Genomic DNA, 15109 nt, shown 5'->3' on the forward strand with positions numbered 1-15109 from the left:
TCTATTCCACCACCACCACGTCCCCCGTGCGGAGGCGGAAGGTCGCCGCGGAGCCCTCGTTGCGGCTGAGGAGTTCCCAGTTGAAGCGGATGCGCACGGGCGTCTGGTAGCCGGCCTCGCGGCGCAGCACGAAGATGCCGTCGTCGCGCGCGTAGTCCGTGAAGCCGCCCGCCTCCGACACCGCCTGCAGGAGGCCCGCGCCCGGCGAGAGCTGCTTGTTGCCGGGGTTGCGCACCTCGCCCAGCACGGAGATCTTCACGGGCTGGGCCTCGTCCACCACGACGGTGACGACGGGATTGGCCACCAGGTCCTTGAGCCGCTGCTCCACGGCGCGGGCGAGCGCGGCCGGCGTCTGGCCCGCGGCGTCCACGTCGTTGAGCAGGGGCAGGCTGATGCGGCCATCATCGCGCACGCGCAGGCGCGGCGAGGAGATCTGCCCCTGGTTCCACACGTTGACGGTGATGACGTCCCCGCGGCGGATGAGGTAGCTGTCGTCCTGTTGCGTCTGGGGCTCGCGGTAATCATCCACCCAGATGAAACGGCCGGGCTGGTAGCACCCGGAGGCGAGCAATAGCGCGGTCAGGGCGATCCAAGGGACGGCAATGGGCTTCATGCGGCGCGTTCCTCCTGGGAGGCGGGCGATGCGGCGCTGGGAGCGGGCTTGCGGCGATCCTTCACCCGGCGCACCAGCGCGAGGACCTCGTCCCGGCGCACCGCTCCGGTGGCCAGGATGAGCGTGAGGTAGACGGTTCCATCCACGACGAGGCGGGCGAGGCCCCGGAGCAAATCCCGCGAGTCCAGCCCCACGTGCCCGAGCCCCAGGTGTACCCCGGTGACGGCGGCGCACACGCCCGCCGTCTTGCCCAGCACGGCGAGGCTCCGCGCGTCGTAGGCGCGCGAGCCGATGGCGGACACGAGGATGATCGTGACGATGACCTCGCAGAGGGCGAGCGACAGGGCGGTGGCGCTCGCGCCTCCCGTGGGGCCCATCCGCGCGAGCAGGGGCGGAATGAGCAGCAGGTTGAGCGCGGGGTTGAGCACCGCGGCGAGCAGGGACGTGCGCGTCACCGTCCAGGTGCGGCTGGCGGCCATGAGCCAACTGCCACACACCGTGGCCACGTAGGTGAGCACGAAGATGGGCGCGAGCAGCCGCAGCACCGGGGCCGCGGGCAGGTAGGCCTCGCCGATCATCAGCCGCACCCACGTCTCCGAGCCCAGCGCCAGCGCCAGCGTCACGGGGACGGACACGGTGATGACGCCTTCCAGGCCCCGGCGGAGGATGCGGGTGAACTCCTCGGGCGAGCTCGACGCCGCGCGCGACATCATCGGCAGGAGCACCCAGCCGAGGATGGGCGAGAGCAGCATCGTCATGCCGGCGATGCCCCAGATGGCGCCGTAGTAGCCCACCTCCGTCTTGTTGGCCACGAGCCCGAGGATGCTCACGTCCACGCGGCCGTTGGTGGCCAGCGCCGCCTCGTTGAGGAAGAAGGGGAGGGCGGCCAGCAGCGCCGCCGCCGTGGCGCGCGCGTCCACCCGGAACTGGAGCCCGGCGTGCGCGCGCGTGAGGTGCACGAGGAAGCCCGCCTTGACGACCTCGGCGCCGATGAACGGCGCGGCGAGCCACGGCAGCGGCAGGCCGAGGAGCAACACCAGCACCAGCCCGCCGCCCCAGATGCACTTCATGACGACGTGGGCCACCGACAGGCCGTCCACCTTCTCGCGCGCGTGCAGCACCGCGGCGAGGATGGCGTTGAGCCGGAAGAAGAACTGGTAGACGCCCAGCAGCAGCGCCAGCCGCTGCACCTCGGGCGGCTCTCCTCCCGCGCGCATCACCCACAGCATTCCGCCGGTGAGCACGAGCGCCAGCGCGAGCTGCAACAGCAGCGTGCCGCCGAAGAACTCGCTCGCGTGTTCGCGCCGGACCGACACTTCCTTGCGGATGTAGACGTCCAGGCCCAGCGCGCTGAGCACGAAGAACGCGCCGGAGAAGCCGTCCGCCCAGTTGTAGCGGCCAAAGCTCTCGGGCCCGAGGTAGCGCGGCAACACCATGCGCATGACCAGCGCGATGCCGTACGTCACCAGCAGCGAGCCGCCCAGCTTGAGGGCGTTGCGCAGGGAGGTGTGGGCATCCACCGCTGGGGGAGGGGCGGGCTCGGCCCCGGTGGGCGCCGCGCTCGTGGGGGGCATGTCGATGACGGTGACCTCGAAACGAAGAGCCCGCGCAGTGAACGCCAGAGGTGTCCCCCCGTCAAACAAACACCTACAGGCCTGTAGAGCGAGGGAGCGGATCGTCCCGGGGCCCATGCTAGGTTGGCTCCTCCTCGCGTCCCTTCTCTCCCTTCATGTCCGCTCCCGCTTCTTCCATCAAAACGGTTCTTCTCGCCCTCTCGGGCAACGCGCTGGTCACCCTGGCGAAGTTCTTCGCCTTCGCGCTTTCCGGCTCCGGGGCCATGTTATCGGAGGCCGTTCACTCCGCGGCCGATACTGGCAACCAGGTGCTGCTCTTCCTAGGTCTCAAGCGCGCTGGCCGCGCGCGGGACGAGGAGTTCCACTACGGCTACGGCGGCGAGCGCTTCGTCTTCGGCATCCTCTCGGCCGCGGGCATCTTCTTCCTGGGCTGCGGGGTGACCGTGTACCACGGTGTCTCCTCGCTGCTTGATCCCCACCCGGCCCAGGTGGGCCCGCTCACCTTCGCGGTGCTGGGCTTCTCCTTCCTGGTGGAGGGCGGCGTGCTGGTGATGGCCGTGCGCGGGGTGCTCCCCCTCAGCCGGGAGCTGGGCTTCTTCCGCTACGTGCGCGAGAAGGCGGACCCCGCCACCGTGGCCATCCTGCTCGAGGATGGAGCGGCGGTGCTGGGCCTCCTCCTCGCCACGGGCGGCATCGTGCTCTCCCACGTCACCGGCAATCCCCTGTTCGACGCGTCCGCGTCCGTGGTGGTGGGCCTGCTCCTGGGCCTCATCGCCGTGTACCTGGTGGTGGAGAACCGCTCGCACCTGCTGGGCCGGGCGGTGCCCGACGAGGTGGAGGCGCGCTTCGTGGCGCTCGTGCGCGCCCGGCCGAGCATCGCGGACATCCACGACGTGAAGACGCGGCAGATCACCCCGGAGGTGTTCCTGTTCAAGGCCGAGGTGCGCTTCAGCGACGCCTTCGTGGCCTCCTGGTTGTCCCAGGCCCTGCGCGGCATGGGCGAGTTGCCCTCGGGGGAGGGCCGAGAGCAGGCGCTCCTGCCCTCCGCCCAGAGCCTCATCCGTCTGCTCAGCGAGGAGATCGACGCCATCGAGGCCGAGGTGCGCGCCGTCATCCCCGAGGCCCGGCACATCGATCTGGAGTTGGAGCACCTGCCTGTCTCCGCCCCGGGCGTGGCCGCCGACACCGGCGTGCTCAAATCCGCCTGACTGCTCGCGCCGCTAGCTCGCGCCGCTGCCGGTGATGACCACGGGCACCGTCTTGAGGATGAGGTTGATGTCGTTCTTGAGGCTCCAGTGGTCGATGTACTGCATGTCCAGGTACATCCACTGTTCGAACGAGATCTGATTGCGCCCCGACACCTGCCAGATGCAGGTGAGGCCCGGGCGCACGGACAGGCGGCGGCGCTGCCACGCGGCGTACTTCGCCACCTCCTTGGGGATGGGCGGCCGCGGCCCCACCACGCTCATCTCGCCGCGCAGCACGTTGATGAGCTGGGGCAGCTCGTCGATGGAGTACTTGCGGATGAAGCGGCCCACGCGGGTGATGCGCGGATCGTTCTTCATCTTGAAGACGGGGCCCGACTGCTCGTTGAGCGCCTCCAGCTTCGCCTTGAGCTCCTCGGCGTTGACCACCATGGAGCGGAACTTGAGCATGCCGAAGCTCTTGCCGTGCAGACCCACGCGCTCCTGCTTGAAGAAGATGGGCCCGCGGCTGGTGAACTTCACCGCCAGCGCCACGCCCACGAGCAGCGGCGAGAGCACCGCCAGCGCCGCCGTGGAGCTCACGATGTCGAAGAGCCGCTTGAGCGCCATCTGGTGCGGCAGGAAGGCGTGCGTCACGAAGTGCAGGTAGCCGTCGGAGACCGCGTGGTCATCCACCGGGCGCGCCCGGTCGAAGCGCATGTGGTAGGCCGGCAGCGCGAAGGGGATGCCGAACTTCTCGCACAGCTTCACCGCCGCCTGCATCTCCGTGGACTGCTTGACGAGGTTGCCGGCGATGTAGACCTCGTCCACCGGCACCGTGCTCAGCACCTGCTCCAGGTCCTTCACCGCGCCCAGCATGGGCGCCGGTATCTCCCCCGAGGCCGTTTCGTTGCCGAAGTTCAGATAGCCAATCACCTTGCGGCGGTGCTTGGTGGTCAGATCCTCGCCCGTGAGCCGCCCCATGGGGCCCACGCCCAGGATGAGCACGTCATCGCGCGGCTGCTCCTGCACGGACAGCCGCCGGAAGAAGTACAGACGCGGCAGCGCCACCGACGGCCACAAGAGCGGCGGAAAGAGACTCAGCGCGACGATCCACGACTCGGTGCCCATCACCAGACGCGTGAGGAAGAGCACCACCGTGACGACCATCACCTGGATGGAGATGAGCGCCAGATCATCCAGGCGCTCGCGATCCGCGAAGTGCACGTCGTAGAGGCACAGCGCCGTGCCCACCACGAGCCAGGAGATGACGCCCACCCCCAGCAGCACCCAGAGATCCGTGCGCTCCAGGTGGAGGTCATGCCCCATGAGCGTCGTGGAGATGAGCAGCGCCGCCACCACCAGCACCACGTCCGCCACCAGGTTCACCTTGGCGGCGAAGCCCGGGGCGAAGCGCGAGGGCTCCGGCTGCGTGGCCCGCGCGGGCACGAGCGCCAGAGGTTGTTTCGTCTCCTCGGCTCCAGTGGCCGCCGCCTGCTGCACCAGCGGCGCCGCGACGGACGCCGACAGGTGGGCAACGGGCTCGGCCCCCTCCTGGGACTTGTTGGAGAGAGGCTCGTGGGAAGGGGCACCAATTTCAGATGCGGGTCGCATTCGTGAGCCTGTCAGGAGTTGGAATCGACGGCCCGGATGATAAAGGACCGAGATGCTGGCATGAAGCGGGGGTCACCCAACTGTTCAGAGCACGCGGCCTCCGGAGTCCGCAGCGAACAGCGTAAAGGGTTGGGCTGAAATCCGTCAACCATCCCTGGATTCATCCACCCCAGGTAGAAGCCCGTGTGTGGATAGGCGTTGTAGGCCCACACGCGTCCTACCTGTAGGAGGTGGGTGCGAGGGGCAGGACCTCATGGGTGCTCCGCGTGGAGGCGCGACGTGAGCGTGCTAGAGGCTCGGGCATGAGTCCACACAGGTGGGAGGGGGTCGTCATCCGCGAGGCGCGACCCGAGGATGACGCCGCCGTGGGCGAGCTGCTGGTGGAGTCGTTCATCACCCAGTACGCCCAGAAGCTGCCAGAGGTGCGCTATGACGAGACGCGCAAGCGCGAGCTTCGGGATGTGGCGCGTCGGCGCGCCGTGGGCCGGGTGCTGGTGGCCGAGCTGGTGGGGCGCGTGGTGGGCACCGTGTCCCTGTGGCCCCCGGGCGCGCCGGGTTCCGAGGCCTGGATACCGGGCGCGGCGGATCTCCGGCAGCTGGCCACGGCGGTGGATTTCCATGGACAGGGGCTGTCCGGACCCCTGCTGGACGCGGCCGAGCGGCTCGCGCGTGAGTGGTCCGTGCCCGCCATCTGCTTGCATGTGCGCCAGGGGGCGGTGGGGGTGGCGCGCATGTACGAGCGCCGGGGCTTCGTGCGCGAGCCCACGGGAGACCTGGCCCTGCCCACCCTCTTCCTCGAAGCCTATGTGCTGCGTTTCCCCGCGTGAAGCCAGACGCTCGCTCGCACGTCTGCCCTTGACGCCCCTCCGAGAATTCCTCTCTCGTTTTCCCTGAAAGGGATTGGAGTCCGTTGCACCCTGCATCGAGTTCCGGCGGGAGGCGAATTCTGTGGCCAGGGAGCCTGATGGGACGGCCTTGATCGCGAGGTTCTCGCGCGGCGCTGGTGCCGTGTAGCGTCTCCGGCTCGTGTCCAGGCGGAGGAACACCATGCGCGCGTTGCGATTGGAGCGGTTGGAGGGTCCCGAGGGGTTGCTGCTCACGGAGGTGCCGGAGCCCGAGGCGGGCGATCAGGTGCTCATCGACGTGAGGGCCGCGGGCGTGAGCTTTCCGGATCTGCTGCTCAGCCGGGGCCAGTACCAGATGAAGCCCTCGCTGCCCTTCGTGCCCGGTGTGGAGGTCGCGGGCGTGGTGCGCCATGCGCCGGAGGGCGCGGCGGTGAAGGCGGGAGACCGGGTGATGGCCTTCACCCTGCTGGGGGGTTGGGCGGACGTGGTGGCCGCCGCGCCCGGCATGACGTTTCCCATCCCCGAGGGCTGGAGCTTCGAGGCCGCCGCGGGCACGGTGATGAACTACCACACGGCCCACTTCGCGCTGCACCGCCGGGGCCGGTTGCGCGAGGGCGAGACGGTGCTCGTGCATGGCGCCGCGGGAGGCGTGGGCACGGCGAGCCTGCAGGTGGCGCGAGGCGCGGGCGCGCGCGTGCTCGCGGTGGTGAGCAGCGAGGAGAAGGCCGAGGTGGCGCGCAGCGCGGGCGCGGACCGGGCGTTCCTGTCCACCTCCGGGGATTGGGTTTCCCAGGTGAAGGAGGCGACCGGAGGCCGGGGCGTGGACGTGGTGCTGGATCCCGTGGGCGGCGACATCTTCGACCTGAGCCTCAAGTGTCTGGCGCCCGAGGGCCGCCTGCTCGTGGTGGGCTTCGCGGGCGGACGGATTCCCGAGGTGAAGGTGAACCGGCTGTTGCTCAAGAACGTGGACGTGGTGGGCGTGGCCTGGGGCTCTTTCCTGCTGCACGAGCCCGGCATCACGGCGGAGATCTCCCGCGCGTTGGCCTCGCTGGCGGAGAAGGGCTTCGTCGAGCCGGTGGTGGGCCCCGTCTTCCCCCTGGAGCAGGCCGCCCAGGCGCTGCGCGCGCTCGAGTCACGCACGGCCGTGGGCAAGGTGGTGTTGCGCGTGCGATGACCTGATCCCGGAGGTTCGCTCCGGTGAGCGGCCTCGTTAGCATGGGGGCTTCCTTCCCCCGCAGCGAGGCACACCAATGCTCACCGGACGCATGATGGACTTCCCGCTCACGCTGACCCACTTCCTCGATCGGGCCCGGACCTATTTCGGCCAGTCGGAGATCGTCAGCCGGCAGCCGGACAGGTCGCTGCATCGCTACACCTATGCCGACTTCTCGCGCCGCGCGCGTCAGCTCGCCGAGGCCCTGACCCGTCTGGGCGTGAAGCCGGGCGATCGCGTCGCCTCGCTGTGTTGGAACCACTACCGCCACCTGGAGCTGTACTTCGCCGTGCCCGCGATGGGCGCGGTCCTCCACACGCTCAACCTCCGGCTCCATCCCAACGATCTCGGCTACATCGCGCGCCACGCCGAGGACCGGTTCATCGTGGTGGATCGCTCGCTCTTGCCCCTGCTCGAGAAGTTCATCGGCTCCGTGCCGAGCGTCGCGCACATCATCGTCGTTCCGGATGATGGCCCCGCGCCCGAGGGACGGCTGGACTACGAGCGGCTGCTCGCCGCCGAGCCGGGCACCTTCGTCTTTCCCCCGCTCGAGGAGCGCTCCGCGGCGATGCTCTGCTACACCTCGGGCACCACGGGCAACCCCAAGGGCGTGCTCTATACCCACCGCTCCATCGTGTTGCACACGCTCGCCGAGTGCATGGCCGACACCTTCGGCATCGGCGAGGCGGATGCCGTGATGCCCGTGGTTCCCATGTTCCATGCCGCCGCCTGGGGCATGCCCTTCGCTGGTTTCTTCACGGGCTCGAAGATCGTCCTCCCCGGGCCGCATCTGGAGCCCACGTCCCTGCTGGACCTCATGGCGGCCGAGCGCGTCACCCTGGCCGCCGGCGTGCCCACCATCTGGCTGGGCATCCTCGCCTTGCTCGATCAGGAGCCCTCGCGCTGGGATTTGAAGAGCGTGAGGGGCATGTTGATCGGTGGTTCGGCGGCCCCCCAGGCGATGATCGAGGGCTTCCAGAACCGCCATGGTCTCGCCGTGACCCACGCCTGGGGCATGACGGAGCTCCAGCCCGTGGGGACGATCGCGAGGCCCCGGCACTCGCACCAGGGCAAGAGCCCCGCCGAACGCTTCGCCCTGCGCGCCACTCAGGGCTACGCGCTGCCCTTCGTCGAGGTGCGCCACGTGAGCGACTCGGGCGAGGTGCTGCCCTGGGATGGCACCACCATGGGCGAGTTGGAGGTGCGCGGACCCTGGGTGGCCTCCTCGTACTACGGAGACGAGGGCGCGGACCGCTTCACGCCGGATGGATGGTTCAAGACGGGAGACGTCGTCACGCTCGACGCGGAGGGGTTCGTGCGCATCACCGACCGCTCCAAGGACGTCATCAAGTCCGGCGGCGAGTGGATCAGCTCCGTGGCCCTGGAGAACGCGCTCATGGCGCACCCGGCGGTGCTGGAGGCGGCCGTGTTCGCCGCGAAGGACACCAAATGGGACGAGCGTCCGCTGGCCGCCGTGGTGCTCAAGCCGGGCCAGTCCGCGACCCGGGAGCAGCTCGCCGCGCACCTGGAGACGCACTTCGCCAAGTGGTGGCTGCCGGAGGACTACGTCTTCCTGGCGCAGATTCCCCGCACCTCCACGGGCAAGTTCCTCAAGACGAAGCTGCGCGAGGACCACGGTGATCACCTGCTCAAGCGGGCGAACAAGGAGCGTTGAGGGTGAGACAGCCTGCTTGAGGGGGCTGGTCGCCACATCAGATGGCGCGAGTAGAGTGGGACTCATGAATCTCTCGACTCATTTCTCGCGCCTGGGCTGGGTTGTCTTGCTCGGGAGTCTGGTGACGGGTTGCGCGACGGAGACTGCTTGGCGGACGGAACTCGGGGCGGACCCGGTGAAGACGGTGGCCTCGCCCGCGCCAGAAGAACTCTCCGACTTCGTGCTCGTCCTCCACTCCGCTCCGGGCCGCGGGATGACGCACGAATGGCGCCGGGCCGAGACGATCGACCTTTCGGCGTACCAGCATCCGGCTCGGGCTTCGGGCTCGAGCGGAGGCGTCGTGTTCGCCGCCATGCAGCCGCGCGATTGCCATGCGGAACTCCTGGACTGCGTGGCCAGATGCATGCGCCGACCGCTTCCTCGCGGGTTCGGTCACATGACGCTGGGAAACAGGGGCAAGGGGGCGAAGGAACAATACTGCCAGGATGAGTGCATGCGGCCCTTCAGGGATTGCGAGGAGTCGCAGGGGCGTCAGCTCCACGAATTCTCGGCCATGGACAAGGCCGTGGATTGGTTGGAGCGCCACTCCCAGGTGCTCCTGGCGGGGAGCGTGGTGATCATCGCGGGAGTCGTCTTCGTCACGGTGTCCGCGGGCGCGGGATTGCTCGTGCTCGTTCCCGCGACGCTGCTGTCCGTCGCGGCGCCTGGGTCGGTGGGCGAGCGGGTGGCGCTCCAATGACCATTCAAGAACGGATCCTGCGGACCCAGAACCTTCTGGGCCTGGCTCAAGAGAACGCCCAGTCCCAAGAGGAAAAAGACTTCCTGGCCACGGCGGTCGATGCGCTCTGGTTCATCTGGCGCAATGGGCAGATGTATGAGTTCGAGGAGTACCGCCGTGATCAAGACGCGGATGCTCCCCTGCGGGTCATCGCCGCGTTCGACACCGAGGACGAGGCGCACGCCTGGTTGAAGGCTCAGCCCCGGGTGCCGCTTCTGGCCAAGGTGTTGATCGCGGACCAGTACCACGTCGTCATGTGTTCGGATGACCAGCAGAAGCGGTATCTGCCGCCGGACCTCACCATCGCCTACTACATCCAGGAACTGACGCGCGATGGGTCGCCGCCCGCCACGGCCCGCTTCGACACGCTGGAGGAGGCGCGAGCCTGGTTCAACGCCCAGTGCGCCCCGCTCCCCTGGACCGTCATCCAGGTGGGAGGCGCGCACTACCTCGCGGTCCACTACCGCAACATCCACCACCGGGCTCTCTTCCCCTTCTCCATCGTCGAGAGGCTCGAGAAGCTGACGCCCTCGGAGCCCTGAGTCCGCGCATCGGTCGTGGGAGCGCGCCTGGATGCCTCCCTGAAACGGGGGACTCCGGTAAGCCCGGGGGGTCGAAACCTTTCAGGTTGGGTGATGGTTCCCCGGTCGGCAGGTCGGGTTCCCGTCGGTCTCGCGCCTCTCCTCGGGAAATGGGCCTCCACCGCTCTGACAGGTTGAGTGGGGGTCATGACCTTCTCGGTAGAGCCGGGCTTTCCTTTCGATTTTGGCTGTGTTACCTGTCGAGACACGGACGTCCACGGCCCATCCGCACCGGGAGACGTCGTCATGCCGCGCGTTCCCGCCTCGCGCTTCGCTCCAGGACCCTTCGATTGAGGCCTCCCCATGCCCCAGGTTCACAGAACGCAAGCCCAGCTGGCCGTCTACCTCGGACGGGCGGCCCGTGAGGCACGCAACCGGATCGGGTTGACCCAGGAGGAAGTGGCCGAGCGCGTCGGCGTGGCCACGGAAGTCTACGGCCGCGTCGAGCGCGGCCACCTGTTGCCCAGCGTGCCCACGTTGATGCGGCTCAGCCGCGCCCTGTCGCTCGACGCCAATGATCTCCTGGGCTTCACCACCACACGGCCTCCCTCCTGGCTCGTGCCGCAAGAGGCGCCTGCGGAGGATGAGCCTCCGGCGTTGCGCCGTCTGCTGCGCGTGGCGCGTCGGCTCTCGCCCCGGCAACTCACGCTGCTGGGCGCCACGGCCAACGCCCTGGCGCGTGCCCAGGAGGCTCGTCCCCGCCGCGCGTCGCGGCGCCCTCGCGAAAGCCAGGAGGCGTGAGCCGTGGACTCCGAATCCCTATCGTCCGAACAGCTCCAGCGTCTGTTGGGGGAGGTGGCTCGCTCGGCCCGGGCGCGCCTGGGCCTCACCCAGGCCCAGGTCGCGCTGCGCGTCGGGCTCGTGCCCAATGTCTACGGCCGCATCGAGCGCGGCGGCATGATGCCCGCCGTCCCCACGTTGCGGAGACTCGCGCGCGTGCTCGAGCTCTCCACGGACGCGTTGCTCCTGTTGCGCGAGGAGGACGTGGCCGCCTCCGTCCACCATCCGCTTCCCGAGGTCGAGCTCTCCGGTGACTTGCGGCAGCTCATGGTCCTGGTGCGGGGGTGGCGCCCCGCGAAGGTGAAGCAGTTGCTCCGGGTGCTCAGGTTGCTGGAGGCCCCGCTCAAGGAGGTGTGAGCGCTCCGTCAGAAGTGCAGGCCCAGGCCCGCGAAGGGGCCTGCGAGCACATCCCGATGCACGACCTTGTCCACGAGGCCGCGATCATTGAGCAGCAGGCCGCGCCAGCCCGCACGCAAGGCCAGCGGCCCCAGGTGCAAGGCCAATCCCAACTGCGCGTCCAGTTGCAGGTGCGGCACGGGCACCCACTGCACTCCGCCCTCCAGGTCCAATTCCCCCAGCAGACAGCGCTCGAAGGTCATCGCCAGGCTCGGTCCCAAGAAGGTGGCTCCCGGCGCGCGCGCCACCGCCACGCCTCCCTCGAACCGCAGCCTCCCCTTGTGGCTCACCGCCGCGGCGAACGTCACGTTCGCCCCGCCCAGGTGGAGGGTGTCCCTCCCGCCCAGGCCGTCCTCCGCTCTCAAGGAGAGCGACGTCCATCGCGTGGACACGCCCCAGCGCTCCTCCTCCAGCGCGAAGTGCAAGCCCAGCGCGCCTCCCTGCTTCACGCCCTGGGCCTCCACCCCCAGCCGCACCTGCTTTTGCGCTTCCGGCGGGTCCTCGAAGAACCGCTCCGAGGGCGGGCTGTACGGGCGGTAGGCCACGGTGGACACGCCCGCGGAGACCCAGATGGCCGTCGACGGGGCCAGGGTCGGGCGCTGGGGGCCGCGCCTCGGGGGTTTTCCCTCGCTCCGGGTTTTTCCCACCGCGGAGGCGCCATGGGCGCGCGAGCCGGCCTTGCCGAAACGGGCCTCGGCGGACGGAGCGGCGAGGAGACAACCGGCGGCCATCGCGGCGCACCATGTTCGTGGGGCATGTGGCATGGGGAGCACTCCTGGGCGGACCGCTCATAGGAGCATGTTTTTCGCGGCTCCCCGCCGCCCTCCGCGCCCAGGCACCACTCATGAACACAGCGCTCGGGGACAACGTTGGGGAGCGGGCACATGCGATGCTCGGGGGGGAGGTGACCCATGCTGTTCTTCGACCTGGAGGCCTACGCCCCTCCGGACGAGCGCACCGCGAGCCGTGGCTCGCTCATCGTCAATCCGGCCCGGCCCGGTCACATCCTGCTCGGCGGGTGCTTCTTCTCCCGGCGCTTCGCGGACCCCTTCCCGGAGGCCCCCGAGGTGCAGGGGCTCTGGTTGTGGCACTTCGGCTCCGAGCGGGCGCTCCTGCGGGCCATCCGCGAGCGCTTCGAGGCGGAGTGGGCGCGCCAGCGCGCGGAGAACGCGCGCGTGCTGGGCAAGCCCGTGGTGGACCTCGTCGTGTGCGGCGCGGGCATCGCCCGGTTCGACCTGCCGGCGCTCTACTGCCGCTCGCTCCTGCATGAGGTCGCCAGCGCGGTGGAGTTATACGAACTCTACTTCAAGGCGCGGCCCATCGACCTGTCCAACGAGGCGGGCTTCCTCTTCCCCGAGGAGCCCCACCTCTACCCCAAGACGACCCGGGAGCTGGCGGGGCGGCTGGGGCTGCGCGAGCGCAAGGGCTCGAGCAAGAGCGTGTGGGACAGCTACGAGCGCGGCGAGCACGAGGCCATCGAGCGGCGCACGGCGGACGAGTTGCGGCTGGTGCTGGAGCTCTACCGGCGCCTGCGGGAGCGGGTGGTGCCCACCCCCCCTCCTTGAGGGCCCGGACGCCCCCCCTCGCGCGCCCGGGGGCCTCCGTGCGAGCATGCACCCAAGGAATGGTCGCTTTCCCAAGAACCGGTCCATGACGATTCGCGCCAAGGTGTTGTTGTTCGCGGCGGTCGCCGTCGTGCTCGTGTGCGTCATGGGCCTGTTCCTCTTTGGCGCCGCCCGGCAGGGCCAGCGGCTGCGCCAGCAGTTGGTGGCCATCCAGGAGCAGATCGACGGCTACACGCGCCTGCACTCGGTCGCCTGGCCCTTCCTCAATCAGCTCGCGCAGGCGCGTCAGGCCCAGATGGACACCGCGCTCGTGTCCCAGGAGCTGGCGCGGCGGGTGGACCTGGAGATGGTGCGGCTGGCCGACAGCAGCCTGCGGCAGGGCAGGGACGCGGGGGATATGCGCACCCTGGAGCAGGAGCGATGGGAGCAGCGCGAGGTGCGTGCCGCCCTGTTGCGCTGGTCCGCGTTGGCGGAGCGGCGGGTGAATGAGCTGCCCGCCAACGTGTCCGTGGCGCCCAACGTGGAATGGCTCCTGTACTCGGAGTTCGAGCAGACGGTGGGCCAGCTCATCCATGAGGTGCAGGAGGAGGCGCGCTACGAGCTGGAGCTGCTGGAGCAGCGCCTGGACGCGGGCGTGTTCGTGGGCGAGTGGGTCGCGCTGTGTTTTCCCGTGCTCTGCCTCGTGCTCGTGGTGTTCCTCGTCCTGGCCATCCTCACGCCCCTGCGCCACTCGCTCCAGGGGCTCACCGAGGCGGCGGAGCGCATCGGGCATGGCGACTTCGACGTGCACACGAACGTCTCGTCCCCGGACGAGCTGGGCACCCTGGCGCGCGCCATCGACCGGATGGCGCGCGAGCTGCGCGAGTCCCTGGAGGAGAAGCAGCGGCTGAGCCGCGCCGAGGCCGAGGCCAGCGAGCGCGAGGCCGCGCGCTACCACGCGCTCCTGGAGGACACGGTGCGCACCCGCACCACCGAGCTCGCCGAGGCGAACACCCGCCTGCGCGACAGTCTCCAGCAGTTGCAGTCCACCCAGGAGCAGCTGCTGTCCGCGGACAGGCTCGCCTCGGTGGGGCGGCTCGCCGCGGGCGTGGGCCATGAAATCAACAACCCCCTGGCCTACATCCTCAGCAACCTGCGCTACGTGCACCAGGAGCTCGGCGAGCTGACGGGCGCGCCGAGCGAGGAGGCGCGCCAGGAGATGATCGCGGCGCTCGCCGAGGCGAGCGAGGGGGCCGAGCGCGTGCGCCTCATCGTGCAGGACTTGAAGACGCTGTCGCGCCCGGACGAGGTGGCGCTCGGGCCGGTGAACGTGGCGGACGTGGTGCGCTCGTCCGCGAAGATGGCGCGGCACGAGACGCGGGACAAGGCCCGGTTGGTGGAGGTGTGCGAGGGCGTGCCTCCGGTGCACGCCAACGCCGCGCGCCTGGGCCAGGTCTTCCTCAACCTGTTCATCAACGCGGCGCACGCCATCGCGCCGGGGCGGGTGCAGGACAATGAAATCCGCGTGCACGCGAGTCTGTCCGCGCCGGGTCTGGTGACGGTGGAGGTGAGCGATACCGGGGCCGGCATTCCCCCCGAGTACCTGCGGCGCATCTTCGATCCGTTCTTCACCACCAAGCCCGTGGGCATGGGCACGGGGCTCGGGTTGTCGGTGTGCCACCGCATCATCACCTCGCTCGGCGGCGACATCCGCGTGGAGAGCGCGCCGGGCCAGGGCACCCGCTTCTTCATCACCCTGCGCGTGGCCGAGGGCTCCTCGGGCTCCACCGAGTCGGCGGCCTGACAGCTTCCGGGCACCCGGGGCGGGCGTTGTGTCTCCTGGTGGATGTCCAGGCGTTTCAAGGGCTTCGCGAGCGACGACTGTTCAACGGTCGGCCTCGCGGAATCCTCGACGCTCCGAGCGTCTGGAAAACGCCATCCCCATGTTGCTCGCAGGCCAGTGAGTCAACATAGGAGTGGAACGAATGCCCCCTCGTGGTTCGAGCAGCACCCGGAGCAAGTCCTCGAAGGCCCAGAAGTCCGTGCGCACGCGCGCCAAGCGCGCCGTGACGCGGGCCAGGAAGACCGTGGCCAAGGCGGCTGGCAAGACCAAGACGGCGGTGAAGCGCGCCGCCCAGGACAAGCGCGCCTCGCCCGCCCGCCGCACGCGCAGCACCGGCATCAAGGCCCGCCGTGCCACCTCCGCGAGCGGAAAGACGGGCCGCAAGGTGTCCCGCTCGCCGCGCGCGAAGAAGGTCCCGCGCACGAGCACCCCGATCGCGGCGATTTGAGCCGTCCGGACGTGACTCTCC

The 15109-nt window shown here is 69.5% G+C and carries 15 protein-coding genes; 11 read left to right on the forward strand and 4 right to left on the reverse strand.

The window, feature by feature from the left end; all coding sequences use genetic code 11:
• Position 1: 1 nt before the first annotated feature.
• Positions 2–613: an exopolysaccharide export protein EpsY gene (gene epsY / locus MEBOL_RS17660; protein WP_095978537.1), complete on the reverse strand. Its 612-nt coding sequence runs from the start codon at positions 611–613 to the stop codon at positions 2–4.
• Positions 610–2187: an oligosaccharide flippase family protein gene (locus tag MEBOL_RS17665; RefSeq protein ID WP_095978538.1), complete on the reverse strand. Its 1578-nt coding sequence runs from the start codon at positions 2185–2187 to the stop codon at positions 610–612. Before MEBOL_RS17665 ends, epsY begins: the two co-directional genes overlap by 4 nt.
• Before the next feature lie 155 nt (positions 2188–2342).
• On the opposite strand from MEBOL_RS17665, the gene MEBOL_RS17670 reads away from it, so the two are divergent.
• Positions 2343–3395, forward strand: coding sequence for a cation diffusion facilitator family transporter (locus MEBOL_RS17670; protein ID WP_095978539.1), 1053 nt, complete (start codon positions 2343–2345; stop codon positions 3393–3395).
• 12 nt (positions 3396–3407) lie between these two features.
• Here MEBOL_RS17670 and epsZ read toward each other — a convergent pair whose 3' ends face one another.
• Entirely contained in the window at positions 3408–4985 is a 1578-nt protein-coding gene (epsZ, locus tag MEBOL_RS17675; protein WP_095978540.1) for an exopolysaccharide biosynthesis polyisoprenyl-phosphate hexose-1-phosphate transferase EpsZ, read from the reverse strand.
• Positions 4986–5287: 302 nt separating this feature from the next.
• Between epsZ and MEBOL_RS17680 the strand changes: the two genes are divergently transcribed.
• The 7 genes from MEBOL_RS17680 (at position 5288) to MEBOL_RS17710 (ending at position 11214) form a co-directional block, all read left to right on the forward strand.
• Positions 5288–5812, forward strand: a complete 525-nt coding sequence (locus tag MEBOL_RS17680) for a GNAT family N-acetyltransferase (RefSeq protein ID WP_095978541.1) — start codon at positions 5288–5290, stop codon at positions 5810–5812.
• A gap of 220 nt (positions 5813–6032) precedes the next feature.
• On the forward strand, positions 6033–7004 hold the full coding sequence (locus MEBOL_RS17685; protein WP_095978542.1) for an NADPH:quinone oxidoreductase family protein: 972 nt from the start codon (positions 6033–6035) through the stop codon (positions 7002–7004).
• Between the two features lie 76 nt (positions 7005–7080).
• Positions 7081–8718, forward strand: coding sequence for a long-chain fatty acid--CoA ligase (locus MEBOL_RS17690; protein ID WP_095978543.1), 1638 nt, complete (start codon positions 7081–7083; stop codon positions 8716–8718).
• Between the two features lie 64 nt (positions 8719–8782).
• On the forward strand, positions 8783–9457 hold the full coding sequence (locus MEBOL_RS42935) for a hypothetical protein (protein WP_245919855.1): 675 nt from the start codon (positions 8783–8785) through the stop codon (positions 9455–9457).
• Complete coding sequence (locus MEBOL_RS17700) at positions 9454–10038, forward strand: head protein (RefSeq protein ID WP_095978544.1); 585 nt, start codon at positions 9454–9456, stop codon at positions 10036–10038. The genes MEBOL_RS42935 and MEBOL_RS17700 overlap by 4 nt, the downstream gene beginning before the upstream one ends.
• 342 nt (positions 10039–10380) lie before the next feature.
• The gene (locus tag MEBOL_RS17705) at positions 10381–10818 is read left to right on the forward strand and encodes a helix-turn-helix domain-containing protein (RefSeq protein ID WP_095978545.1); all 438 of its coding nucleotides are present in this window, start codon (positions 10381–10383) and stop codon (positions 10816–10818) included.
• A gap of 3 nt (positions 10819–10821) precedes the next feature.
• Positions 10822–11214: a helix-turn-helix domain-containing protein gene (locus MEBOL_RS17710; protein WP_095978546.1), complete on the forward strand. Its 393-nt coding sequence runs from the start codon at positions 10822–10824 to the stop codon at positions 11212–11214.
• 8 nt (positions 11215–11222) lie between these two features.
• On the opposite strand, the gene MEBOL_RS17715 is transcribed toward MEBOL_RS17710, so the two are convergent.
• Positions 11223–11984, reverse strand: coding sequence for a porin family protein (locus MEBOL_RS17715; RefSeq protein WP_095978547.1), 762 nt, complete (start codon positions 11982–11984; stop codon positions 11223–11225).
• Positions 11985–12164: 180 nt separating this feature from the next.
• Here MEBOL_RS17715 and MEBOL_RS17720 point away from each other — a divergent pair, with 180 nt between their 5' ends.
• From MEBOL_RS17720 to MEBOL_RS17730, 3 genes are all read left to right on the forward strand, one after another.
• Complete coding sequence (locus MEBOL_RS17720) at positions 12165–12818, forward strand: hypothetical protein (RefSeq protein ID WP_095978548.1); 654 nt, start codon at positions 12165–12167, stop codon at positions 12816–12818.
• 85 nt (positions 12819–12903) lie between these two features.
• On the forward strand, positions 12904–14601 hold the full coding sequence (locus tag MEBOL_RS17725) for an ATP-binding protein (protein ID WP_095978549.1): 1698 nt from the start codon (positions 12904–12906) through the stop codon (positions 14599–14601).
• 181 nt (positions 14602–14782) lie between these two features.
• On the forward strand, positions 14783–15088 hold the full coding sequence (locus MEBOL_RS17730; protein WP_095978550.1) for a hypothetical protein: 306 nt from the start codon (positions 14783–14785) through the stop codon (positions 15086–15088).
• Positions 15089–15109: the final 21 nt, after the last annotated feature.

Origin of the sequence: Melittangium boletus DSM 14713 (assembly GCF_002305855.1) — a bacterium.
GTDB classification, from domain to species: Bacteria; Myxococcota; Myxococcia; order Myxococcales; family Myxococcaceae; genus Cystobacter; species Cystobacter boletus.

Excerpts from the sequence above, each read along its gene's own strand:
- MEBOL_RS17720 (WP_095978548.1), top strand. The coding sequence starts at position 12,165 with ATGCTGTTCTTCGACCTGGAGGCCTACGCCCCTCCGGACGAGCGCACC.
- MEBOL_RS17665 (WP_095978538.1), bottom strand. The coding sequence starts at position 2,187 with ATGCCCCCCACGAGCGCGGCGCCCACCGGGGCCGAGCCCGCCCCTCCC.
- MEBOL_RS17705 (WP_095978545.1), top strand. The coding sequence starts at position 10,381 with ATGCCCCAGGTTCACAGAACGCAAGCCCAGCTGGCCGTCTACCTCGGA.
- epsZ (WP_095978540.1), bottom strand. The coding sequence starts at position 4,985 with ATGCGACCCGCATCTGAAATTGGTGCCCCTTCCCACGAGCCTCTCTCC.
- MEBOL_RS17685 (WP_095978542.1), top strand. The coding sequence starts at position 6,033 with ATGCGCGCGTTGCGATTGGAGCGGTTGGAGGGTCCCGAGGGGTTGCTG.
- MEBOL_RS17725 (WP_095978549.1), top strand. The coding sequence starts at position 12,904 with ATGACGATTCGCGCCAAGGTGTTGTTGTTCGCGGCGGTCGCCGTCGTG.
- epsY (WP_095978537.1), bottom strand. The coding sequence starts at position 613 with ATGAAGCCCATTGCCGTCCCTTGGATCGCCCTGACCGCGCTATTGCTC.
- MEBOL_RS17680 (WP_095978541.1), top strand. The coding sequence starts at position 5,288 with ATGAGTCCACACAGGTGGGAGGGGGTCGTCATCCGCGAGGCGCGACCC.
- MEBOL_RS17670 (WP_095978539.1), top strand. The coding sequence starts at position 2,343 with ATGTCCGCTCCCGCTTCTTCCATCAAAACGGTTCTTCTCGCCCTCTCG.
- MEBOL_RS17730 (WP_095978550.1), top strand. The coding sequence starts at position 14,783 with ATGCCCCCTCGTGGTTCGAGCAGCACCCGGAGCAAGTCCTCGAAGGCC.
- MEBOL_RS17690 (WP_095978543.1), top strand. The coding sequence starts at position 7,081 with ATGCTCACCGGACGCATGATGGACTTCCCGCTCACGCTGACCCACTTC.
- MEBOL_RS17700 (WP_095978544.1), top strand. The coding sequence starts at position 9,454 with ATGACCATTCAAGAACGGATCCTGCGGACCCAGAACCTTCTGGGCCTG.
- MEBOL_RS42935 (WP_245919855.1), top strand. The coding sequence starts at position 8,783 with ATGAATCTCTCGACTCATTTCTCGCGCCTGGGCTGGGTTGTCTTGCTC.
- MEBOL_RS17715 (WP_095978547.1), bottom strand. The coding sequence starts at position 11,984 with ATGGCCGCCGGTTGTCTCCTCGCCGCTCCGTCCGCCGAGGCCCGTTTC.